This window comes from Salmonella sp. A1325 (assembly GCF_056991255.1).
The window spans coordinates 1-23,237 of record NZ_JAMLWO010000021.1; the positions used below are offsets into that span (position 1 = coordinate 1).

Sequence of the window (23,237 nt, forward strand, 5' to 3'; positions counted from 1 at the left end):
CTACGACCGGACCAGAAACGTTATCTGTACGGAGTGCCGGAACAGCGTGACGATGCAAAGGGTACTGGCATTTTATCCGGGACATTACCGGGAGGCGAAATCTGCATGAAAATCGAATAATATAACTTTGCAGAGGTAGTGAATATCGTAATCACCCGTTCGGCATTTGAATTCCGTGAGCACAGTCGTGTTGTGAATGTCGCCTTGTTCACAACACCAGGAATATTCCACTGTCAACTGGTTGTCTGCGGCTGGACATAATTTTATCTGATATTCAGGCTGTACCAGCGCAAAGGTTCCGTGAGTCCGACTCTCTTTTTTGCTTCCAAATATTCAGTTTTAATTATCTGAGTATGGCAAGGTGATCATCTGTATCAAACACCGGGCAACTGGTTTTACTTTACCCAACGATTACGTCCCTGTTGTTTAGCCCGATAAAGGGCCTCGTCCGCTCTGGCAATAATGCCGGTAACAGTGTCACCGGCTGTGGAAAGGGTGATGCCCATGCTGACGGTGACCGTTTCGCTAACCGCAGATGCTGCATGCGGCAGTGCGGTTTCACGCAGGTTTGTCTGAATACGTTGAGCAACCAGTGCTGCTTCATTCAGCGACGAAGAAGGCAGCACAACGACAAACTCCTCGCCCCCGTAACGTGCCACCAGGTCTGCCGGAGTACGAATCGACCTCTTCACTACACAGGCCACCTTTGCCAGACAGGCATCGCCAGCCTGGTGACCATAATGGTCGTTATAGTTTTTGAAATAGTCCACATCGAGCATGATCAGTGCAAACGGCTCCGTCTGGCGGAGAGCATCCCCAAGAAAACTTTCCATTGAACGTCGATTAGCGGTCCCGGTCAGTGCATCCTGGTGAGCCATAACGTCGAGACGCGCGATAAGCATCCGGTTTTCCTGGTAACGCAACCAGGCTTCATCAAACCAGCGCTGCAGGATAAAGCGACCATAAATGAGTATGGCGGTAAGAGTAAGCCAGACTAATAAAAACCGGATATTCACATACTGGTTAAGCTGCACACTGGCCAGTAGGGCGGTCAGCCATAACGGGACGATGAAAAGTAGCAACGCTAGCAGATGGTAATAAAGCGCAGCCAGCGCGGTAAGCATAAGGATGACACTGAGAGGCCAGGCAAAAGGCAGCTGCCACCAGACAATAAAACAGTAGCTACAATAGCTCCACATCAGACTGAGAATCAGCAGCATCACCAGACAAAGAGGAGTAAATCTGGTCGGAAGGCGGTAAATGAAAAGGAGTATCAGGAACGAAAAAACAATAATACTGCCCATAATATCGTCTATTAAAGGCAGTATTCCAGTCTGTGCACTGATCGACTTGTCAAAGTCACTGATGAGTATGTGGCGAAATAAAATGATAAGCGCAAAGCTGATATTCACAAATGTGAACCACGGAATACTTACACGTAGCGCTTGCCTGACCATATCTTTATGATCCTGCCATACCCTTCCAGCACTGGAGGTACGGCGCCAGTCGTCCGAATCCTGCCCCATCCTTAATCGCCTCATATTATGAATAATTACTATCCAGTGTAGTGCGGAGATACTTCACGGTGAAAAATGGAAAAGCTATCAGGCCAGGCTGCATTTTTGGCTGATGAGATGATTTTTGCTCCACAGTGACGAACTTATAGTCACAATTCCTGTAGTAGGGGGGAGAATTATAGTGTCTCCCGGAAACTGGAAGCGAGCTTACCCCACTTACTAAAAGAGGATGTAACTGGCAGACGTAAAACACGATTTATTTGTATCCATAAATAGCGAAATGTAACGTTTTGGTTATATTTAAAAGAGAGAAAATGGTCAGCAATAACTTTAATTGTTTGAATTAACAGATAATTAATCGACCAGACTGAGTGATACAGAATATTTTTACATGAGGGGTACAAATGAGGCTTAAGTTGATCGTTAAAAGTTTTGCGCTGGCGGGGCTACTCTCTTCCACTGCGCTGACACCTTTATTTGCACAGGAAGCCCCAAAAGGTGCCACTGCTTCAACCAAGCAAGCTAACAATGCGCTTTATAACCAACTTCCTTTCTCTGATAACACCGATTTCACGAATGCCCATAAAGGCTTTATCGCTGGTTTACCTGAAGAGGTGATTAAGGGAGAGCAAGGGAATGTCATCTGGAATCCACAGCAGTACGCTTTCATAAAAGAAGGGGAAAAATCTCCTGACACTGTTAACCCTAGTCTGTGGCGTCAGTCCCAACTAATCAATATCAGTGGCTTGTTTGAAGTAACAGACGGCGTCTACCAGATTCGTAACCTTGATTTATCCAATATGACGATTATCGAAGGTAAAGAGGGGATTACGGTTGTCGATCCGCTGGTTTCTGCGGAAACAGCCAAAGCCGGTATGGATTTGTATTTCAAAAACCGTGGCAATAAGCCTGTTGTCGCCATCATTTATACTCATAGCCATGTTGACCACTATGGCGGTGTGCGTGGCGTTGTCGATGAAGCGGACGTGAAATCCGGCAAGGTGAAAGTGTATGCGCCTGCTGGCTTTATGGAGGCAGCAGTAGCCGAGAATATTATGGCCGGCAACGTGATGAGCCGCCGTGCCAGCTATATGTATGGCAACCTCCTGAAACCAGATGCCTCCGGCCAGGTTGGCGCCGGACTGGGGACGACCACCTCTGCGGGGACGGTGACACTGATTGCGCCCACTAATATCATCGATAAAGACGGCCAGAAAGAAGTGATTGATGGCCTGACTTACGACTTTATGCTGGCCCCTGGTTCGGAAGCCCCTTCGGAAATGCTGTGGTTCATCGAAGAGAAGAAACTCATCGAAGCCGCAGAGGACGTCACTCACACCCTGCATAACACTTACTCGCTACGCGGCGCAAAAATTCGTGAGCCGTTGCCGTGGTCGAAATATATCAACGAAGCTATAGTGCGTTGGGGTGACAAAGCTGAAATTATTATGGCCCAGCACCACTGGCCGACCTGGGGTAACGAGAATGTTGTTGGTCTGCTGAAAAGCCAGCGAGACCTGTATCGTTATATCAATGACCAGACTCTGCGTATGGCCAATGAAGGTCTGACTCGCGACGAAATAGCGGCCAACTTCAAACTACCGGATAGCCTGGCAAAAACCTGGGCCAACCGCGGCTATTACGGCTCCATCAGCCATGACGTAAAAGCAACGTATGTGCTGTATCTCGGTTGGTTCGATGGCAATCCGGCAACCCTTGATGAGCTGCCACCCGAAGAAGCGGCTAAGAAATTTGTTGAATACATGGGCGGTGCCGATGCGATTCTTCAGAAAGCCAAAGCAGACTTTGACCAGGGGAACTACCGTTGGGTTGCTCAGGTGGTGAGTAAGGTCGTGTTTGCCGATCCAAATAACCAGAATGCACGTAACCTTGAAGCCGATGCGCTGGAACAATTGGGGTATCAGGCTGAATCTGGTCCATGGCGTAACTTCTACCTGACCGGTGCGCAGGAGCTGCGTAACGGTGTGGTTAAAGGTCCGACGCCAAATACAGCAAGTCCGGATACCGTTCGGGCAATGACCCCTGAAATGTTCTTCGATTTCCTGGCTGTACATATCAACGGTGAAAAAGCGGGTAATGCCCGGGCGGTGTTTAATATTGACCTTGGCAGCGACGGCGGAAAGTACAAGCTTGAGCTGGAAAATGGCGTGCTGAACCACACGGCTAATGCTGAAGCGAAAGACGCTGATGCCACGATTACTCTGAACCGTGACACGCTGAATAAAATTATCCTGAAGGAAGAAACCCTGAAGCAGGCTCAAGATAAAGGAGAAGTCAACGTTACCGGTAATGCTGCGAAACTGGATGAGATGCTGGGCTATATGGACAAGTTTGAGTTCTGGTTCAATATAGTTACACCATAAATAGATTCCCTGCGGCGTCAATGCTGCAGGGAAGTTACTTCAGACAATTCTGTACGTTTTTCATACTCGATTTTTCCTTCATTCTTTATATCTTGCTTCATTTTATGTATTTGCTGCTGAAGCACATGACCCTGATGCCAGTCAGTCCTGATTCTGTTATGCACAGCCTTTTTCATCAGATGACAGTAACTGGTTGTGGCGTGATTCAATGGTCTGCGAGTCTGGTCAACATGCTTTTAGTTAGTTAAATGTGATTCTACTAATTCGTAATGCGAAGGTTGTAAGTTTGATTCCTATTATTGCACCATTTCAACGTTACTGTAACTTCCGTGTTAGCCCATAACCACTCCAATTTCTACAAGACAGGTGCTTGCTATATATTTACCAATCCGTCATTTTAAAAGTGCGTCATAACCGGAGAACTGTCCTCGTCAGGAGGCCTGTTTTCAGAAAGGCAATATCCTGTTTCGACAGTAGCTTATATGTGACCGGGTTAGCAGCACATTCCCCTCCGCCACATTCCAGTACAGTTGAAATAAGGTTGGCAGTAATCAGTAACAGAAATACCCAACCGACAATACTGAACAGGTCCGGATTAATATTCAATGAACGAAATGCAACATTCATGCTACTGATTGCCAGAGTTACCGCAACAGCAATAATAATCAGAATTGACGTAATCAGAGCCCAGGTATAAAAGTGTAATCCAAAAAATGCAGAACCATATCCTGTGTCACCGGGCATGATATGCAAACATATTTGCCGGGATGCCATAACTCCGGTCAGGATACTGCCAATAATTACCATCCCGTAATGTATACCTCGTAGACCAAAGCAGAGGTTAAATAAAAAGCCAAAACCGGCGATGATAAGGCCAGCCCGCTGTAATAAGCAAATTGGACAAGGCAGCTCATGCCTAACGAGTTGATAATAAAAGGCTACAACCAGAGCAACGCATATCCCAAGGAGTCCCATCTGATTAATCAGATGAACAAATGTTGTTGGATGATGATGCGTTTTCATACACACTCCTTAAAATGACAAAGTCAGCGAATTGGTCATATGATGGATGAATGATAAAATAGTGACGATGAGTAAAACGGCCCACAGAATGTAGCTGACTTTATCCTTTCTGTTTATGGCCCCCATTGCCACGCTCAGTGCAAGCAAGAATGGCAGAAACATGAACATAAAAAACTCCTTTATTACATTGCTTGTTAATATAATCGCTGTGTATTACCGGGTCTGTATTCCAGCTTATCCACTCCGCATTAGCCGGAGCTCAGTAAGGCTTCAGGAATTATTTGCGTTATTATAAATCGATTATTCCTGTGATGAATTATCCCGGCATCTGCTGGTTACAGGGATATTTCTGGCGACAAGAGTAAGAAATATCCCGATAGCTAATGGTATAATAAGCAGCATTGAGTGTGTTGAAATAGCATATCCATAAATATAGTCTTCCAGACTTACCGCAATCAGCGGAAAGATAAGAAATACAAGCGAAGCCTGGAAGGCATTAGCCTTTTGCTGAAGCGCAAAGTAGCACAGGATACCAAAAACTCCGGCAAAAGCCCCGAGATACAGGGTAGCTAATATTGAGTGTACTGAGAAGGTTGATACTTGTGGTCTTTCAAAAAACCATCCTGTCGCAGAAAGTATCAACCCAGCTAAAAGGCACGGGAGCGCATTAAATGTGATAACAGAGACAGTACAACTTCTTTTCTTACATTGTGTATATATTATGGCATGGATTAACACAGCAGAAATAAGCGCAGTGATACCCTGCCAGTGACTCTCTGTACTTGTATTCGTTTCTTCAAGAAGTATCCCCGTCAATGCAGTGATTGCGATAGTTAAGCCCGCGATCTGCATTAGTTTCGCTTTTTCATTTAGAAACAAAACCGATGCTATCAAAACGGCCACAGGCATATTCGCAAAGATAATGGCGGCAAGCCCAGAGTTGACATAGGTTTCACCATAAATCATTAGTGAGAAAGGAATAGAAAAATAAAAGATGCAAATCACAAGCTGGAATAATCGTTGTCCGGGAGGAAACAACAGTGTTTTTTTTCTTAACCATGCAATGATGATTAAAAAAGGTGCTGCAAACATAAACCTCATTCCGGTTGCAAACACTGGAGGGATAGTTTCAACGGCAATTCGCATAGCCAACCATGTAGTCCCCCAGGTCAGTGAAACTAGCATGAATAATATAGATATCGACACCTTGCGCATAAGATCCTCTCCATAAAAAAATTAATTTAGCTTTTTAGCTAGAAAAAAGTAGCGTTTTCTTCACTGTGTTTTTTATATGTTTAGATAAAAATTTCTCTATCAGAAGACGCAGTTATGCTGAATGAGAAAAATAAGAAATGACTCAGGCTGTTACCACACGATTGTCCACTGCGCCTGCAAGACGTGGCAGCAGTTGTCGATTTAATATCTATTCTTGCTGGAAGGCATAAAACGCCTTGAAGATGAAGAGCTCATCATTAGTCGGGTTCCCTTGTTGAGCCAGGGCAAGTTTAACTTATCGCTTTCAACCCTTACGATGATAAATGATCTTATCCACCCATAATGGACATACGGCTAAATGAGTAAATTCTCAAGTAAGAGGCAGGATCTGTATCAACCAGTAAGAAGCCCCGGAAACAGCACCGGCGGAATTCCGTCAGGAAGCTCTGAAACTCGCTGAATGTACGTTGCCCGCGAACGATTGTTAATCAGCGCCATAGCAAGAATAATTGTTTGTTTCACAAGGAGATAGAAAAAACTATAGCTTTGCGCCGGGGCGGAGGCAGGAGGAGATAACTCGTTGTAATAGAATGTTTTTATATGGCGACCTTAATACTGGCGCCATTTGGGATAAAATCTAATCAATTAACAAAATTGTGATCCGCTTCTAAATTACTTCTCCTGGCCTTACGGCTACCTGGAAGAATTTGTTCTGAGTCAGATTCATCACGAGAGCTTGTAAAACCCATTACGTAGCCGCAGAACATAATGGGTTACCAGAGCAAAATAGTTTATAACATAGCATAGATGCCAGACACACTACGACGCGATGCCTGTAATTGCGCATTAACGCTTCCTGCTGTTACTGTTTGTCCGCCGATCGCCTCAAGTGAGGCAGTAAAATCATCGCTGTAGGTTTCTACTGAACCGGATGATACCCGTGTGGTTAAATCTTTATAGCCATACCAGCCTCGGGCGTTGCCGATGCCCGTCCTGATACGATCGGGCAACAGATTAATCGGTGTACCGGCATCGTTATAGATGCGAATTCCCACTCCGGAAGCTACGCCGGGTTCGCCATAATGGGTGTCCAGTAGCCACGACAGACCGCCTGCGGATGCGGTTATCCCCAGGCGACGAGCCACCGCCACGGCGGTTGGTTGATTAACGACAAACCCCATCGCGACATTGGCGGCACTAATGGTTGGACGGGGGCTGGATACGGCGCCGGACTCACATTCCAGGCTGACATGGAAAGGTACCTGGCTACTCCCCGCGGCGGCTAATACGCCGACGGCGACAGGGGGAATTTTCACGATCGCAGGATAATCTGTGATTTTACATAACGCGCCGCGCGCCGGTAGTGCCAAGCTGATGGAAGTACTGGACCATCTTAACGCAAAAGACGGGAAGGGAAAGTGATAGCTAATTGAATCTATTAGAATCAAAAATAACGTATTCTAATCGTTAAAATCACTTAATTAATATGTAACAGCGGCCTCAGGCCCGACCGAAGAGGCGGCTCTGATGGCGCTAGATACGTTCGTGAAAGTCCGGGACGATAAATATCCGCAAATCAGCAAAAGCTGGCGTGCGCACCGGGAAAACCTCAATACGCTCTTCAGTTATCCGCCGGATATCCGCAAGGCCATCTATACGACAAACGCAATCGAATCCCTGAACTGCGTGATCCGTGCCGCGATTAAGAAACGCAAGGTGTTCCCGACGGATGACTCAATACGAAAAGTTATTTATCTGGCGATCGAGGATGCGTCAAAAAAATGGAGTAGGCCGATCCAGAACTGGCGGCTGGCGATGAGCCGTTTTATTATCGAGTTCGGTGACCGCCTGAGCGATCACCTTTAATAACTGGACAGTTACACAGAATTACTGACAGGCTCATTCTTTTGTGTTGCGCCTCTCTGTTTCTATTGTTTTAGATAGCCATGAGAGCTCCGTTGCTGAGAATTTTAGTCGTGAGGTTCTTTCTTCTGCACCGGGTGGGCGCATTTCATAACTGCAGGACCATCTGCTGAATACTGTATAGCTCTGTATATCGCATGTTGTTGAGGTCAGTGTGCAATTCCTCGGTACTGGCTTGTTCTGTATAGGTCCGGAGATTTCTGGGTAGTGTCCTTTTGGGCCTGAACATATGTGTTTGATTGAAAATGGCATCGTGTTTTATCCTTTACGCTGTGAAATGTTGTTTTGTGCTCTTCTGTTGTGATTGGTGATGTGACGGGATCGTCCATGCACCCTTCCTTTTATTGACGGCGTATCAGTCCATTGATGCCATGCTCGCTTAATTTGTCCAGCATCATCAAGCCGTCGTTTTCTTTCTGCTGCAATTCAAGCAACTTAAAGCGTATTTCGTTAAGTAAAGGTTTAATAACTCCGCGCTTGCGAACCACCTTTCTGATAACGTCTTTTTCGAAGTATAAACGGCAGAAGTGATTTTCATAATTCGCATACACTCTTCACCCAGCGCTGGCAAATCTTCAACGCTGAAAGGCTGGGGAGAAGGGCGTCCAGTTGCTGAACGGAGAGCGAACCATACGCCCTGATTCCACGTGTTATCAAACTTCATACCGTGGTTATCATCCAGACAAGGCGCTTGAGGTTGCTCATATGTTTTGGGGAAAGAGGTTCGGCGGTGGGTACTGGATATCCTGGATCGGGAAGTGGGTTCCACTGGTGCCAAATACAGGGGGCTGGTAAACCGGGTGGATACCTCAAATCCTGACAGGCCAGAGCACCAGCCTGATAAAATCGTATTATTGATTTCTAACCAGTGGCACATTAATTGTACCAGCTCAGACTCCAACTGACAGTTTGCTTGAAGTGAGTAGCGGACGTGACCTGCCCCCAGGAGTAAAAATAAACTTTCTATTGATACATTTAATTAACTTATTTATAACGTTATATTCCAAATGCAAACTTGTTCAATTGGATATGTATGGACATTCAAATCACACATCAAGTTACTGAATTTGATAAAGAAGAACTATTAACCGGGTTAAGAAGCTACAATGCTCAGTTCGTCGATTTTAGTAAAAATGGGCAGCTTGGAGTCTACTGCAGAAACGAAAGCGGCGAAATGGTAGGCGGATTAATTGCTGACAGAAAAGGTCCGTGGCTCTGCATCGACTATCTTTGGGTAAGTGAATCTGCAAGGAGCAACGGCCTGGGGAGCAAACTTATGGAGATGGCCGAAAAAGAAGGTTTGCGGAAAGGCTGTGTTCATGGACTTGTAGATACCTTTAGCTTCCAGGCTCTCCCTTTTTATGAAAAACAGGGTTATATACTTCAAATGTCGCTACCGGACTTTCCTAAAGTAGGTTCGCAAAGGCATTATTTAATTAAGCCTGGTTTATAGCTTTGCTGCATTTGAATACCCATAGTTTTATGAAAGCTGCAATCAGGTGGCTTTATAATATATCGTACTGGTGGCCTGTAAACACCATGATCAGCGTCCGCTTCTGGCACAGACGTTTAGAAGACAGTTCAATTGCGATCTGCTGGCTGGGATTTCGTCGCGCCACTCAAAAATGCACAGAGTTTTTCACCCGCCGTCAATGGCTCAATGGGCGTTTTTCCGAGGGCGGTCTCAGTCATGACGATGGCAGGACCAATAAGCATGGACCATACTTCGCTCGCGTCTTGCTCAAGCGATGTGAAGGCAAGGAACAGTGTCTTATCTGAAGGAAAGCGGTGCTGAGTATTAAAAAGTTTCAGCCAGGCGCGGGACTGCCGATCGGCCTGTGCTGATCGCGTGCCGAAGCGGAGTACTCTTTTTAGTATGGCGATACCCACAATGCCTGGCCCCAGAATAAAGGGACTCCCGACGTTTATGGTGACGCCGACCCCGAGAAAAACGAGGGCGAATGACAGCACGTTATCTACTCTTCTGGTAAGAGTACTGTACAGCTTTTCCAGAGAGTACCGGTAAAGAATTTGATAACTGATTTCATCCTTGCTCATACATCTCCAGATGGTTTTTCGATTACGCTCCGGCATGCTCCCGGAATCCTGACAGATTCTGCAATTATGCCACACTTCCTGGAGGGTATTAATTAGATAGAATATAAATAGCATGCAAATATTTTGAGCTTTTAGTCGATATCGCTTTGAAAATCATTTCTCCTGCACCAGGAGATGCTGTTGTCGGGAATCGCGTCAAACGTTGCTGCGTCGGTCGGACTGTATAGGGTAACTCTCGCAGTCAGACTCTCATTATGGTCTCTAAATGGATAACCCGCAGTCGTAACACGCCGAATGTCACGACTGACGCTATTATTACCCTGGCTTGTTAAAGCGGCATGACCACATTTTCTATATATCATAATTGGTTGTCTTTCGACCAGTATTGTCGAGTTTTTTGGTTTAATTCAACAATCCATTTAAAAACGCCTGCCGTTGCCAGATCGGTACAGTATGTTTCATAGGAATGCTCCCCCGAAAAGTGTTTGGCTGAAGTCAATTTTATTAATTGCGTATTTGGTGTTGAATTGACTTTAATCAGCTTTCTATTGCTTTTAATAGAAATGAAGTGGCCTGCATGAGTGATAATTTTCACATTACCGGTAGCAACAAAATAGATGTAATAAGCGATATTATTATATTCCAGATCGATTAGAAATGCGTTGAAATTTGCATCCTTTCTGACGCGCTCGAAAAAGTGGTTAAGCATAAGCTGTAATTCCATTTGTTAACCTATTGTAAGTTATAATGTTATATGTTGTGTTAGAGTATTGTTGCTTAAAAGAAGCTATACAAAGATGTCACCTAAAAGCAATAATAATCGCCTGGTATCATATAGTTTACGTTATGATTGGAATAGTGTTGCAATTGTTACTGATTATTTCTCGTAGCGCGTTTTTTGACCACTAATAGATGAGTCAATTCATTTCATTTGTAGTTTTTCTGAACGCCATGAAAAGTCATAATATATAAAAATCAGTTAATTAATTGATGTTTAGATAAGGATTACAGTGGCGGAGAGGTTTGGCGTGGCGACTTTATAGGTTTTGAAAAAGCGGCTAACTCGCTGGCAGGATAATTGGTGGCCAGCCTGCGAATGGGGGCAAAATCGTAACAACATCAGCATAAATAATAATATTCATGAATGTTTAGTGTGACGCAGCAGTTGAATTGAAGTGATGTTTTGCCTGTTCAGGATTGTCCCGATAAAAATGTTCCTCGATAAAAGTCGATCACCTTGCGCCGAAAAAAAACAGGCTAAGTGACAGAAGAACAAAATTCATTAGAAAAATAAAATTTATAAAGATCAATGAGTAAAAATGGTTGTGGAGAAGGTGGCTATTTTTTGAAAGCAAGAAATATAAATAAAGTGTAGCTATGCATAGTTATCTAAAAGGAGAACTACCGTGACTAACATAACACTATCCACCCAGCACTACAGAATCCATAGAAGTGACGTTGAACCAGTAAAAGAAAAAACAACGGAGAAGGACATTTTTGCAAAAAGTATTACTGCCGTTAGAAATAGCTTTATCAGCCTGTCGACGAGTCTGTCAGATCGTTTTAGCCTGCATCAACAAACAGACATACCGACTACCCATTTTCATCGTGGGAACGCTTCTGAGGGTAGGGCAGTATTAACCAGTAAAACTGTTAAAGATTTTATGCTGCAAAAGCTCAATAGTCTGGATATCAAAGGTAATGCGAGTAAAGATCCGGCCTATGCTCGTCAGACATGCGAAGCCATATTATCAGCCGTGTACAGTAATAATAAAGATCACTGTTGTAAATTACTCATCAGTAAAGGGGTCAGTATTACCCCCTTTCTGAAAGAGATAGGAGAGGCTGCGCAGAATGCGGGGCTACCTGGGGAGATAAAAAATGGTGTATTTACTCCAGGTGGGGCAGGGGCGAATCCTTTTGTCGTCCCCCTCATTGCTTCCGCGAGTATTAAATATCCGCATATGTTTATAAATCATAATCAGCAGGTGTCTTTTAAAGCGTATGCTGAGAAAATCGTTATGAAAGAGGTTACGCCGCTGTTTAATAAGGGGACGATGCCGACGCCACAACAATTTCAGTTAACTATAGAAAATATTGCAAATAAGTATCTTCAGAATGCCTCCTGAAGATAGCAAACACAATACTGCTATTAACCATATGAATTAATAGCAGATTTTCTGAAACTATATATTCATTTTTATGGCGACGCTTTTAACAAAACGTCGTCATCTTTATTTTAATATAAAAATCAAATGGCTATCCTTAAAACTTAAAATAATTGTTATTACTCTAAATACCGGTATAACCAGACAGCTTTTTTTGTAACGCTGCGTGTTGTTAAGTCTATGATACCCGCGCACGGATGATGTCTCGATAAGGATTAATGGTCTGTTAACTGTCAGGAGAGGTTATGCCGCCTTTAAAAAAAATTATGCTGCTCCTGTTTGTGGGGGTGATGGTCGCCACGGTAACGACACCTGCATTGGCGCTGGTTTGCCTTGCATCTCACTCAGCTAAAGAGTGTGCTGAAGCCTGTGGTGTCGATATGTGGTTTATGTTTTTGGCATGCTTTTAAGGAGGGAGAATATTGAACGTGAACAGGCGATAGTGAGTAGCTCGCTGCGCCAGGGGATAACACTCCCCTGGCGCAGCCAGTTATATTTTATTGCGATAATAACAAAGTATTTACTCGCTACTGATGAAATTCGCTATTTACAACAGCGCACGCTTACTAAGCAAAAAAATCTGCACACGCTATCTTTTTATATCTGTCCTGGGTAATGAACGACAGGAAAAACATGATGCGGCCTGAAGAGATTTATCAGCGAATAGAGGCAAAGAATTGGCGGCATGTCTGGGTGGTTGGCGATATTCACGGCTGTTTTTCAATGTTAATGAAAAGGTTACGTGAGTGTCGATTTGATCCGCAACAAGACTTGTTAGTTTCTGTGGGCGATCTCATTGATAGAGGCCCGGACAGCCTGGGTTGCCTGGCTTTACTGCGTGAGTCCTGGATGATGGCGGTTCGCGGCAATCATGAACAAATGGCGCTGGATGCGCGGGCCTCATTGCAGTCGACGCTGTGGTTGATGAATGGTGGCGACTGGTTTACCCGCCTGACCGCTGAACACGCTGCGCAAGCTGAAGCGCTTTTTATCCTTTGTCAGCGGCTGCCCTGGATACTGGAAGTTCGCTGCCGCCATAGCACGCATGTGATCGCTCATGCAGATTATCCAGCGTCAACCTATCAATGGCAAAAAAAGGTCGACTTACATCAGGTTCTCTGGAGCCGCGAACGGCTCATAAATAAGCGTGGCGGGATTAGCGGAGCCGATCATTTTTGGTTTGGCCATACGCCGTTGCGCCGGCGCATGGATTTTGCCAACGTACACTATATTGATACAGGCGCGGTATTTGGCGGGCAATTGACGTTAGCGCGGATACAATAGCGGTATCAGCGACCAGGGTTAAAAATCGCTATATTGCTGCGCAGGTCGCCAGAAGCCGTCGATAAAATCCTCTACCGGAAAACAGCCGCCATGGCGAATCCGTTGATCGTCCATCGAATAAAGACATTGCTGCTCGGTATCGTAGATGTCCACGACAATATCCTCGCATCCTCCATCCAGGTAACATACAAAAAGTACCAGCGCGAACATTACATCCTCAATGTTAACTACTTTACACGATAGTGTAGGAGAGGTTAGCGCAGGGGGGAAATGAGAAAAGGAAGAATAAATAACCCGCCTGGCGACGGGTTCTTTTTGAGTCAGGCAAGACGCATGACCCAGGCATCAGATTTAGGATCGTAATGATTACGGAACAAAACGGAATGTTCCCCGTTGAGAATGGCGGGAACGCTGGTTTCGGCATCCCAGGCGTCCAGTTGCATACATAAATCCGGATCGGATTTACAGGGGATAGTTAACGTTCGCTCCCCCGGTGATTCGCCATGTAATTCGGCATCGTCGATTTCAAAAGCGCCAATGCGCACACTGGTTTTCATCATCGTGCTCTCCGTTAATACGCTAATTGTGGTACGACCAGTTTAGCCGTCCATTTTTCAGCGTAGTCAACGTACGCAAAAGCGCCAGTCAAAAAGTGCGGTTTTTTTGTGCGCCTTTTAACTATTACCAGTAAAGAGTTTGCCATCACGTACCAGTTCACGCGGGTAACTGTTCTTTATTCTGGCGCCGATACGTTTTGCCAGACCAAGCGGCTGATGCTGGAACGTCACCAGGACATCATCAGCGGCAGGAGGTGTTTGCGGATAAATATCCCGACCGCGATACCACTCCTCCGCCTCTTGCGCAGAAAGTTCGAACGCGTGAGCATGAGTCGGGCAGGCAAGAGCTATCGTCGCCTCATGTTGCCAGCGATAGCCTTTATTATGACTTTCGGCCAGCTTAATGCCGAGCCGGGAAAAACGGACTTTTCCGATCAGTGATTCAATCTCTGCCGGGAACAGCCAGACCTCTTTTTCACGCTGCCAAAGATGGAGATTTTCATCCCATAACAGTCCGACGGCGTTGGCCGCCTGGCTAACGTGTAATGCTTCGCGGCCTTTGAGGGGGGTAAAAGGAAATGCCCCCACTTTATACCCCGGCGCGGGCATGGCTGGAAGGGATGACATTTTACGCAGACGTGCGACGAAGAATCCTTCGCAGTCGTAAATTTGCGGGAAGACGTGCAGGAAGCCTTCCGGGGTGAGGGCGCGGTCAGCGTCAGGAAACAGATCACCCAGCGGCAAAAATTCAACGGCGTCGGCGTAGGTCTCTTGCAGCCAGAGGCAGACCTCTTCGTTTTCCTGGCGATTTAACGTGCAGGTGGAGTAGACCAGCGTGCCGCCGGGTCGTAAAGCATGAAAAGCGCTGTCGAGCAGTTCCCGCTGTGTCGCCGCGATATCCAGATTGCTTTCTGGCGACCAGTTTTTTAGCGCATCAGGATCTTTACGTACTACGCCTTCGCCAGAGCAGGGCGCATCCAGCAGGATAGCGTCAAACATCTCCGGTAACGCAGCGCCAAATACGCGGCCATCGAAATGCGTCAGTGCGGTATTGGCGATTCCACATCGGCTGATATTAGCGTGCAGAACTTTGACGCGACTGGCCGAAAATTCGTTGGCCAGAATGGCGCCGCGGTTCCCCATGCGGGCAGCGATCTGCGTGGTTTTGGAGCCAGGCGCCGCTGCCATATCCATGACCCGCAGCGGATGATTATCATCGGCGAACAGGGCCGCGACCGGCAGCATCGAACTGGCCTCCTGAATGTAAAACAGGCCGCTTAAATGCTCAGCGGTACTGCCAAGCGGCAATGCCTCTTCATCATCGCGCTCGATCCAGAATCCTTCATGACACCACGGAATTGGCGTGAGCGACCAGCCGTAGGGCGCGATTAGGGCAAGGAAATCAGCTACGGATATTTTAAGCGTATTGATGCGTATACTGCGGCGCAACGGGCGTTGGCAGGCCGAAATAAATTCATCAAAAGAGAGCGTGGAAGGCATTGCTTCACGCATTTGCGTCAGAAAAGCGTCAGGAAAATAGACAGCGTGTTGAGCCACAGGTGTATCGCCGGCAAAAAAACAGGCGCGCAGTGTAGCATAAAACGCTCCGGCGCGAGTACGCCGGAGCCTGGTGTTTAACGTGGCAGAGCGGTACCCCATTCACGCCACTCTTTCGGTTCGCTCTCTTGTAACAGGAAATGCTTACCGGCTTGCGCTTTTGGTGCCAGCGGCGTACCAGGTGGAGTAGCGAAGGCGATACCGCCACGGATGAACTGATTAAATGTTCCCGTTTTCACCACGCCGCCTGTCAGACCAAAGTCGAGACTATAGCCGGAGGCGAGCCAGAATACGGAGTTATTACGCACCAGATATTGGTAACGCTTACTGATGCGCAAGGTGATCATCACGCGATCGGAGAGCGACCCCAGGGACATTCCGGTGACGGTTCCCACTTCGATACCGCGGAACAGGACGGGGGTGCCAATATTAAGCGAGCCTGCTTCTGGCGCCTCCACGACGATGCTTAACCCATCCAGATAGCGTGAGTCGGTAATCGTGGCTTCCTGCAGTTCAAAGTCGCGCCGCGCCGCGCCGCGTCCTGGCTCAACGTTAATATAGGGCTGGAGAATCGTATCCAGATGCTCGACGCCCGCCGCGGAAATTTGTGGCGTAATAACGGAAAAACGTGTCCCGGCGCGGGCAAATGTCTGTACGTACTCCGGATAAAGGACGGCTTTTGCCTGCACTTCATTACGTGCGGTGATCAATTCCAGCGTCTGGATCTGGCCGATATCAATACCGAGGTAACGAATGGGCATCCCTTCCGCCAGCTTTCCGGCGTCGAACGCGTGCAGCGTAATTTGTCCGCCTACCGCGCGGGCGGAAGTTTCTGAAGCATAAAGAATGCGTTTATCGCCTTTGCGCCGACTGGCGCTGGCGCCGCTCAGGTTATCAAAACTAATGGCCCCTTTCAGCGCGCGGGAGAGTGGCGAGGCCTGTACCGTTAGGCCGCTGCCGTTAAGTTGCACCTTCGCGCCGCCTTCCGCCCAGAACACGCTATTGCTGGTTAACAGGTGGCGATACTCCGGCTTAATATGCAGGTCGATGTCAAAGGTATTGGCGCGTGGGCGAACGGTGATGACTTCGCCTACTTCAAATTTTCGATACAGCACGACGGAACCTGCCTGGACATCCGGCAACGTTTCGGCCGTCAGCGTTAAGGTGGTAGTCGGTAAGTCACTGAGGCTATTTTCCAGCGCTTTTTCCAGGTTAGCATAGAGCGGGTAGGTGGATTTCATCTTCCCGCTCGTACCGGGTAAAATACGAATTCCGCCGTCAATCCACTCGCTGGCGCTGGCGCCGAGGAACTCTACGCCGTCAAGGCCGACTTTGACATCCACCCGGCTGTTGACCACGAATTTACTGTCGCCCTGTACCAAATCCCGGTGCTGCGGTTCAATCGCGACGGTGAATGACACGCCTTTACTGGATAAGTTGCGCTCAATGACCTGGCCAATTTTTACACCATGTAAAATTAACGGCTGGCCCGGTTCGATGCCGTAACTTTCCGGGGCCGTCAGCGTCAGGGTTAAGGCATTCGCCTCATGCAGCAGGGCCTTTTCACCCGGCACCACCACAAATTCACTGCGCGGTTCGCCGTCGCCCGGCACCAGCTCGAAGGTTTTTCCGGTTAACAACGAACTGATATTCGCGTCGCTCAGCGACAGTTTGGGATTGCGTAACTCAATACGCGTATTTTCCCGCATCAGCGGAACAACGCTGGGATCGACGGTCATCTCTCCGGTGACTTTACCGCCAGGGTTGAGCGTCAGTTTAGAAAGCTCACCCACCTCCAGTCCCTGGTACATGAGCGGCGTAGATTCCGCCTTCAGACCGTCTCCGCTGGGCAGCTCAAGTTTAACGATTACCCCTCGTTGGCTGTGGGCTAAATCTTTATATAAGCCGAACGTGTCATCCTGGGCGGCGGGTTTGGAATTGTCCGGCGAATCAAACGCAATCGCGCCATTGACCAGGGCCGCGAGGCTCTCCAGTTTCACCTTCGCGCCGCTCAGGCTTAGATCGGCGTCAATGCCGGAGACATTCCAGAAACGGCTGCCTTTTTTCACCAGATCGGTAAACCGTCGCTCAATCAGAACGTCAATCGTCACGCCCTGTTTGTTAGGGTTAATCGAATAGTCATACACCCGTCCGACAGGGATTTTACGGAAATAGACCAGTGAACCGCTATTAAGCGAACCGAGATCCGGCGCATTGAGATGAATCATCAGATCGCCGTTGCTAAGCCGGTATTTAGGCTGTGTATCCAGGGCGACGAAATGATCTCTGGGCTTGCCTTTACCTGGCATCATACCGATGTAATTCCCGCCGACCAACGCATCCAGGCCGGAAACGCCCGCCAGCGAGGCTTTGGGCGTCACCAGCCAGAATTGCGTCTCTTCGCGCAACGCATCTTCCATATCTGATTTGATACTGACGCGAACTTCAATTTTGCGCAGATCTTTGCTCAAGCTGACATCTTCCACGGTGCCGACTTCTACTCCCTGATAGCGAACGGGAGTACGGCCTGGTACGATACCGTCCGCCGACATAAAATCGATAGTCACGCTATTGCCGCGATCCTGGTAGCTATCCCATACTAGCCACCCTGCGATCATTAGCGCGATAAGCGGTAGCAGCCAGAAAGGTGAAATACGGCGTTTGGTTTTAATTTGCGCTTCAGTCTTCGAAGCGGGCGTTTCCTGACTCATGTGCATCCCAAAGTAAGCGGCTATCCAGCCATTCCACTGCAAGAATAGTCAAAATTACCGCTGCGCCGAAATAAAACGCAGCCGGTCCCATAGTAAAAGCCAGAATCTGATCGCGATTAATCAGAGACATGGTTAACGAGATAACGAAAAGATCCAGCATCGACCAGCGGCCTATCCATGTCACCAGACGCAGCAACAGAATTCGCGTCCGCAGTCCCTGTTCGCATTTAAAATGGATACTCAACAATAGCGTAAACATCACGATGACTTTGGTAAACGGCACCAAAATACTGGCGATAAAAACGACGGCGGCGACGGCGATATTGCTGCTGGCAAGCGACATAATGCCCGACAGGATAGTGTCTTCCTGACGCCCGCCATTAATGTAGATTACCGAGATAGGCAGCAGGTTTGCCGGCAGCAAAAAGACAATAGACGCCAGCAAGGCCGCCCAACACTTTTGTATGCTCTGTTTTCTGCGTAGCCGTAGCGGAATATGACAACGCGGGCAGCGTCCTTTCGCATCCGGATAACCGCTAAAGTGGCAGCCAAGACAGACGCGCAATCTTTCGTCCGCACGTTGAGCAGGGCGCTGCGGATAAAATCGTTCCCATAGTTGCTCCACATTCAGATGAATCATAGTCAGAATGCTAAGAACCACCAACGAGACGAACGCTAAAAGCCCGATGCCCGGCTGCAGAAAGGCATAGTCCTGCACTTTGATAGAGGCAACGCCAATACCGACCAGATAGATGTCCAGCATCACCCACTCTTTCAGTTTTTCCAGCATCAGCAGGACTGGACGCAGATTCATGCCGAGAAGGCTGCCAAACCACAGATAAGCAATTGAAAAAACCAGAATAAGCGGCGCGCCCACCACGCAAAAGAGCACCATTGCGGCGGTTAACGGATCGCCCTGCTGCGTCATTTGCCAGATGCCGTGCATCACATTGGCATCAATGCGTACGCCCAACAGGTAGATATGGAGTAGCGGTTCACTCCAGGCAAACGGCATCAATAGCAGCATGGTTACCGCCATCGCGGTCAGCCGCGTTAGCGACCAGTCGCGCCCATCGCGAATTTTGGCCTGGCAACGAGGGCAATAAGCGCTTTGATGAGCGCTCATCTCCGGCAAGCTGAACAGCATGTCGCATTCAGGGCAGCGCTGGTAGTGGCTGCGCGGCAGCGCTTCGCTAATTGACCTGATCGTTAGCTTTTTTGTTGGCGTGACGTGTGAGGTGTTCAGAGCCATGTATCGTGAATCAAAGTGTTAGAATAATGTAATCTTAACTCATGACAGGAATAATCTTGAGCAAGAACGCATTTAATGCTTATTTTAATAGCCTGTGTTTAGGAGTAAGACCACGAAGTGATTATATAATGAGCAAAACAGAACTATACGCGGCGTTAAACCGCGATTTTCAGTCGTTAATGGCAGGTGAAACCAGCTTTCTGGCCACGCTGGCGAATACCAGCGCGCTACTGTTCGAACGTCTTACCGAGGTGAACTGGGCAGGGTTTTATCTCCTCGAAGGCGATACGCTGGTGTTGGGGCCGTTTCAGGGGCGAATCGCCTGTGTGCGGATTCCGGTTGGTCGCGGCGTGTGCGGCGCAGCGGTAGCGCAGAATAAGGTTCAACGTATTGATGATGTTCATGCGTTTGACGGCCATATTGCCTGTGATGCCGCCAGCAACGCCGAAATTGTGCTGCCTGTCACGGTTGGCGAACGGATTATCGGCGTGCTGGATATAGATAGCACGGCGTTTGGCCGTTTTACCGAAGAAGATGAACACGGCCTGCGTACGCTGGTCGCACAGCTTGAAACCGTGCTTGCAACGACGGATTACAAAAAATTCTTTGCGAGCGTCGCAGGATAATCAACGGATAACGTAGCAATTACTGATGGCGTCATTATAATGACGCCTGTTCATGCCTGCTGCTTGTTGGCTACGTCCGTTGTAATCAGGAAATTTCATGGAAAATCAACCTAAGTTGAATAGCAGTAAAGAAGTTATCGCGTTTCTGGCCGAGCGTTTTCCTCACTGTTTTAGTGCGGAAGGCGAAGCTCGCCCGCTGAAAATTGGTATTTTTCAGGATCTGGTAGAGCGAGTTGGGGGCGAAATGAACCTCAGCAAAACGCAACTTCGTTCCGCTTTACGTCTTTATACTTCAAGCTGGCGTTACCTGTACGGCGTTAAGCCGGGCGCAACGCGCGTCGACCTTGATGGCAATCCGTGCGGCGAGCTGGAAGAACAGCATGTCGAACATGCGCGTAAGCAGCTTGAAGAAGCCAAAGCCCGTGTTCAGGCGCAGCGCGCAGAGCAGCAAGCGAAAAAACGCGAAGCTGCCGCGGCGGCTGGCGAAAAAGAAGACGCGCCGCGACGCGAGCGTAAACCTCGCCCGGTAGCGCGTCGTAAAGAAGGCGCTGAACGTAAACCTCGCGCTGATAAACCGACGACGAAAGCGCCGCGTGCGCCTCGCGAAGAGAAGCACACGCCGGTTTCTGATATTTCAGTATTGACCGTAGGGCAGTCCCTCAAGGTGAAAGCGGGTAATAATGCGATGGATGCCACCGTATTAGAAATCACCAAAGATGGTGTCCGTGTACAGCTGAATTCGGGTATGTCTTTGATTGTACGCGCAGAACACCTGGTGTTCTGAAACGGAGGCCAGGCCTGGCATGAACACTTTTTTTAGGCTTACCGCGTTAGCTGGCCTGCTTGCATTAGCAGGCCAGTCCTTCGCCGTGGAAGATATTACGCGTGCCGATCAAATTCCCGTACTAAAGGAAGAGACGCAACATGCGACGGTGAGCGAGCGCGTAACGTCGCGTTTTACCCGCTCCCACTATCGCCAGTTCGATCTGGATGAGGCATTTTCGGCAAAGATTTTTGATCGCTATCTGAATCTTCTCGACTATAGCCACAACGTTTTGTTGGCGAGCGATGTCGAGCAGTTTGCGAAAAAGAAAACCGTGTTGGGCGATGAGCTGCGCACGGGTAAGCTGGATGTTTTTTACGATCTTTATAACCTGGCGCAAAAGCGCCGGTTTGAACGTTACCAGTACGCGCTAAAAGTGCTGGAACGGCCAATGGATTTCACCGGAAACGATACGTTTAACCTGGACCGCAGTAAAGCGCCCTGGCCTAAAGATGAGGCTGAGCTAAATGCGCTGTGGGATGGTAAAGTGAAATTCGATGAGCTCAGTCTGAAACTCACCGGCAAGAGCGACAAAGAAATTCGCGAAACGCTGACGCGTCGCTACAAATTCGCTATTCGTCGCCTGGCGCAGACCAACAGTGAAGATGTGTTCTCGCTGGCGATGACCGCTTTTGCGCGTGAAATCGACCCACATACAAATTATCTTTCTCCCCGCAATACCGAGCAGTTTAATACCGAAATGAGCCTGTCTCTGGAAGGTATCGGCGCGGTGCTGCAAATGGATGACGATTATACTGTCATTAACTCATTGGTTGCCGGCGGCCCGGCAGCGAAGAGCAAGTCGATTAGCGTCGGCGATCGTATCGTCGGCGTAGGGCAAGCCGGAAAACCGATGGTCGACGTCATTGGCTGGCGTCTTGACGATGTGGTGGCGCTGATCAAAGGGCCAAAAGGCAGCAAGGTTCGACTGGAAATACTGCCGGCTGGCAAAGGGACGAAAACGCGTATTATCACGCTGACGCGTGAACGGATTCGTCTTGAAGATCGCGCGGTTAAAATGTCGGTGAAAACCGTCGGCAAGGAAAAAGTTGGCGTACTGGATATTCCAGGCTTCTATGTCGGCTTGACCGATGATGTCAAAGTTCAGCTTCAGAAGCTGGAAAAACAGAACGTTAACAGCATCGTTATCGATCTGCGTTCAAACGGCGGTGGGGCGCTGACGGAAGCCGTTTCGCTTTCCGGTCTGTTTATCCCTTCTGGTCCGATAGTTCAGGTGCGCGACAATAACGGCAAAGTGCGTGAGGATAGCGACACCGACGGCGTGGTCTACTACAAAGGCCCGCTGGTGGTGCTGGTCGATCGTTTCAGTGCCTCGGCATCGGAAATCTTCGCTGCCGCGATGCAGGATTATGGTCGCGCGCTGATTGTCGGTGAGCCGACCTTCGGTAAAGGGACGGTACAGCAATATCGTTCGCTAAACCGAATTTACGATCAGATGCTTCGCCCGGAATGGCCTGCGCTGGGTTCGGTGCAGTACACCATTCAGAAGTTTTACCGTGTCAACGGCGGTAGTACGCAGCGTAAAGGGGTCACGCCGGATATCATCATGCCGACTGGCAATGAAGAGACGGAAACCGGAGAAAAATTTGAAGATAACGCCTTGCCGTGGGATAGCATTGATGCGGCGAAATACGTGAAATCGGACGATTTGGCCCCGTTTGGCCCGGAATTATTGAAAGAACACAACGCGCGTATCGCCAAAGATCCTGAGTTTCAGTACATCATGAAGGATATCGCACGTTTCAATGCCATGAAGGATAAGCGCAACATCGTCTCTCTGAATTATGCGCAGCGTGAGAAAGAGAACAATGAAGAAGACGCTCTGCGTCTGGCGCGTATTAACGATCGGTTTAAACGTGAGGGTAAACCGTTGCTGAAGAAACTGGACGATCTGCCAAAGGATTACCAGGAGCCGGACCCGTACCTTGATGAAACGGTGAAGATTGCTCTGGACCTGGCGCATCTTGAAAAAGAAAAACCAGCGGAGCAGGCGGCAGCCAATAAGTAACGCTAAACAGGCACAAAAAATTGTGCCTGTTTTTTGTCTATGGAAAACCCCCAGCTAGGCTGGGGGTTCCGGAAAGCTTTCAGCTTTAAGCTAGTTATTAAAACCCCTTT

At 48.1% G+C, this 23,237-nt stretch carries 22 protein-coding genes and 4 pseudogenes; 12 read left to right on the forward strand and 14 right to left on the reverse strand.

Features of this window, described 5'->3' with window-relative positions; translation table 11 throughout:
* Positions 1 to 109 (forward strand): annotated as a pseudogene (locus NAZ64_RS22095) (DUF977 family protein); the annotation flags it as partial.
* A gap of 286 nt (positions 110 to 395) precedes the next feature.
* On the opposite strand, the gene NAZ64_RS22100 reads toward NAZ64_RS22095, so the two are convergent.
* Positions 396 to 1,526, reverse strand: coding sequence for a GGDEF domain-containing protein (locus NAZ64_RS22100; RefSeq protein ID WP_131046093.1), 1,131 nt, complete (start codon positions 1,524 to 1,526; stop codon positions 396 to 398).
* 395 nt (positions 1,527 to 1,921) lie between these two features.
* On the opposite strand from NAZ64_RS22100, the gene NAZ64_RS22105 reads away from it, so the two are divergent.
* Complete coding sequence (locus NAZ64_RS22105) at positions 1,922 to 3,901, forward strand: alkyl/aryl-sulfatase (RefSeq protein ID WP_115285945.1); 1,980 nt, start codon at positions 1,922 to 1,924, stop codon at positions 3,899 to 3,901.
* 408 nt (positions 3,902 to 4,309) lie between these two features.
* Here the strand turns inward: NAZ64_RS22105 and NAZ64_RS22110 are convergent, their stop codons facing one another.
* The 4 genes and pseudogenes from NAZ64_RS22110 to NAZ64_RS22125 form a co-directional block, all read right to left on the reverse strand.
* Positions 4,310 to 4,924: a disulfide bond formation protein B gene (locus NAZ64_RS22110; protein WP_076935331.1), complete on the reverse strand. Its 615-nt coding sequence runs from the start codon at positions 4,922 to 4,924 to the stop codon at positions 4,310 to 4,312.
* Between the two features lie 9 nt (positions 4,925 to 4,933).
* Entirely contained in the window at positions 4,934 to 5,092 is a 159-nt protein-coding gene (locus NAZ64_RS22115; protein ID WP_000480735.1) for a DUF5993 family protein, read from the reverse strand.
* Between the two features lie 132 nt (positions 5,093 to 5,224).
* Positions 5,225 to 6,139 carry a PhoPQ-activated DMT family transporter PagO gene (gene pagO, locus NAZ64_RS22120; RefSeq protein WP_131046091.1) on the reverse strand — a complete coding sequence of 305 codons (915 nt, stop codon included), beginning with the start codon at positions 6,137 to 6,139 and terminating at the stop codon, positions 5,225 to 5,227.
* Between the two features lie 791 nt (positions 6,140 to 6,930).
* A pseudogene (locus NAZ64_RS22125) lies at positions 6,931 to 7,497 on the reverse strand (fimbrial protein); the annotation flags it as partial.
* On the opposite strand from NAZ64_RS22125, the pseudogene NAZ64_RS22130 reads away from it, so the two are divergent.
* Together NAZ64_RS22130 and NAZ64_RS22135 are read left to right on the forward strand one after the other, a co-directional pair.
* Positions 7,484 to 7,555 (forward strand): annotated as a pseudogene (locus NAZ64_RS22130) (DUF4113 domain-containing protein); the annotation flags it as partial. The pseudogenes NAZ64_RS22125 and NAZ64_RS22130 sit on opposite strands and share 14 nt — an antisense overlap.
* Positions 7,556 to 7,645: 90 nt before the next feature.
* Positions 7,646 to 8,005: pseudogene (locus tag NAZ64_RS22135) on the forward strand (transposase); the annotation flags it as partial.
* A 145-nt stretch (positions 8,006 to 8,150) separates the two neighbouring features.
* Here the strand turns inward: NAZ64_RS22135 and NAZ64_RS22140 are convergent.
* Both NAZ64_RS22140 and NAZ64_RS22145 read right to left on the reverse strand, forming a co-directional pair.
* Positions 8,151 to 8,291, reverse strand: coding sequence for a hypothetical protein (locus tag NAZ64_RS22140; protein ID WP_031607419.1), 141 nt, complete (start codon positions 8,289 to 8,291; stop codon positions 8,151 to 8,153).
* A 168-nt stretch (positions 8,292 to 8,459) separates the two neighbouring features.
* Complete coding sequence (locus NAZ64_RS22145) at positions 8,460 to 8,726, reverse strand: hypothetical protein (protein ID WP_131046089.1); 267 nt, start codon at positions 8,724 to 8,726, stop codon at positions 8,460 to 8,462.
* A 369-nt stretch (positions 8,727 to 9,095) separates the two neighbouring features.
* Here NAZ64_RS22145 and NAZ64_RS22150 point away from each other — a divergent pair, with 369 nt between their 5' ends.
* Entirely contained in the window at positions 9,096 to 9,515 is a 420-nt protein-coding gene (locus NAZ64_RS22150) for a GNAT family N-acetyltransferase (protein WP_000354410.1), read from the forward strand.
* A 128-nt stretch (positions 9,516 to 9,643) separates the two neighbouring features.
* Here NAZ64_RS22150 and NAZ64_RS22155 read toward each other — a convergent pair whose 3' ends face one another.
* Both NAZ64_RS22155 and NAZ64_RS22160 read right to left on the reverse strand, forming a co-directional pair.
* On the reverse strand, positions 9,644 to 10,120 hold the full coding sequence (locus NAZ64_RS22155; protein WP_000030946.1) for a hypothetical protein: 477 nt from the start codon (positions 10,118 to 10,120) through the stop codon (positions 9,644 to 9,646).
* Between the two features lie 358 nt (positions 10,121 to 10,478).
* Positions 10,479 to 10,844, reverse strand: a complete 366-nt coding sequence (locus tag NAZ64_RS22160; RefSeq protein ID WP_483641034.1) for a DUF1398 domain-containing protein — start codon at positions 10,842 to 10,844, stop codon at positions 10,479 to 10,481.
* Positions 10,845 to 11,526: 682 nt separating this feature from the next.
* On the opposite strand from NAZ64_RS22160, the gene sopE2 reads away from it, so the two are divergent.
* The 4 genes from sopE2 to pphA all read left to right on the forward strand — a co-directional run bounded on the left by sopE2 (position 11,527) and on the right by pphA (position 13,572).
* A complete protein-coding gene (sopE2, locus tag NAZ64_RS22165; RefSeq protein WP_020839289.1) occupies positions 11,527 to 12,249 on the forward strand; it encodes an SPI-1 type III secretion system guanine nucleotide exchange factor SopE2 in 723 nt (240 codons plus the stop codon).
* Between the two features lie 284 nt (positions 12,250 to 12,533).
* Complete coding sequence (locus NAZ64_RS22170) at positions 12,534 to 12,698, forward strand: hypothetical protein (protein ID WP_001134853.1); 165 nt, start codon at positions 12,534 to 12,536, stop codon at positions 12,696 to 12,698.
* Positions 12,689 to 12,904 carry a serine/threonine protein phosphatase gene (locus NAZ64_RS22175; protein ID WP_313905068.1) on the forward strand — a complete coding sequence of 72 codons (216 nt, stop codon included), beginning with the start codon at positions 12,689 to 12,691 and terminating at the stop codon, positions 12,902 to 12,904. Before NAZ64_RS22170 ends, NAZ64_RS22175 begins: the two co-directional genes overlap by 10 nt.
* Before the next feature lie 17 nt (positions 12,905 to 12,921).
* Positions 12,922 to 13,572, forward strand: coding sequence for a protein-serine/threonine phosphatase (pphA, locus tag NAZ64_RS22180; RefSeq protein WP_079828484.1), 651 nt, complete (start codon positions 12,922 to 12,924; stop codon positions 13,570 to 13,572).
* An 18-nt stretch (positions 13,573 to 13,590) separates the two neighbouring features.
* On the opposite strand, the gene NAZ64_RS22185 is transcribed toward pphA, so the two are convergent.
* The 5 genes from NAZ64_RS22185 to yebS form a co-directional block, all read right to left on the reverse strand.
* The gene (locus tag NAZ64_RS22185) at positions 13,591 to 13,782 is read right to left on the reverse strand and encodes a YdfD/YebW family protein (RefSeq protein ID WP_000457838.1); all 192 of its coding nucleotides are present in this window, start codon (positions 13,780 to 13,782) and stop codon (positions 13,591 to 13,593) included.
* A 110-nt stretch (positions 13,783 to 13,892) separates the two neighbouring features.
* A complete protein-coding gene (locus NAZ64_RS22190) occupies positions 13,893 to 14,129 on the reverse strand; it encodes a YebV family protein (protein ID WP_024131167.1) in 237 nt (78 codons plus the stop codon).
* A 117-nt stretch (positions 14,130 to 14,246) separates the two neighbouring features.
* On the reverse strand, positions 14,247 to 15,686 hold the full coding sequence (gene rsmF / locus NAZ64_RS22195) for a 16S rRNA (cytosine(1407)-C(5))-methyltransferase RsmF (RefSeq protein WP_131046088.1): 1,440 nt from the start codon (positions 15,684 to 15,686) through the stop codon (positions 14,247 to 14,249).
* 77 nt (positions 15,687 to 15,763) lie between these two features.
* Entirely contained in the window at positions 15,764 to 18,397 is a 2,634-nt protein-coding gene (locus tag NAZ64_RS22200; RefSeq protein ID WP_001529852.1) for a PqiB family protein, read from the reverse strand.
* Entirely contained in the window at positions 18,366 to 19,649 is a 1,284-nt protein-coding gene (gene yebS, locus NAZ64_RS22205; RefSeq protein WP_001207293.1) for a membrane integrity lipid transport subunit YebS, read from the reverse strand. Before yebS ends, NAZ64_RS22200 begins: the two co-directional genes overlap by 32 nt.
* A 128-nt stretch (positions 19,650 to 19,777) precedes the next feature.
* Here yebS and NAZ64_RS22210 point away from each other — a divergent pair, with 128 nt between their 5' ends.
* The 3 genes from NAZ64_RS22210 to prc all read left to right on the forward strand — a co-directional run bounded on the left by NAZ64_RS22210 (position 19,778) and on the right by prc (position 23,127).
* On the forward strand, positions 19,778 to 20,275 hold the full coding sequence (locus tag NAZ64_RS22210) for a GAF domain-containing protein (protein ID WP_001518229.1): 498 nt from the start codon (positions 19,778 to 19,780) through the stop codon (positions 20,273 to 20,275).
* A gap of 97 nt (positions 20,276 to 20,372) precedes the next feature.
* A complete protein-coding gene (proQ, locus tag NAZ64_RS22215) occupies positions 20,373 to 21,059 on the forward strand; it encodes an RNA chaperone ProQ (RefSeq protein WP_000431401.1) in 687 nt (228 codons plus the stop codon).
* 19 nt (positions 21,060 to 21,078) lie between these two features.
* Positions 21,079 to 23,127, forward strand: a complete 2,049-nt coding sequence (gene prc, locus NAZ64_RS22220; protein WP_001091237.1) for a carboxy terminal-processing peptidase — start codon at positions 21,079 to 21,081, stop codon at positions 23,125 to 23,127.
* Positions 23,128 to 23,237 lie beyond the last annotated feature (110 nt).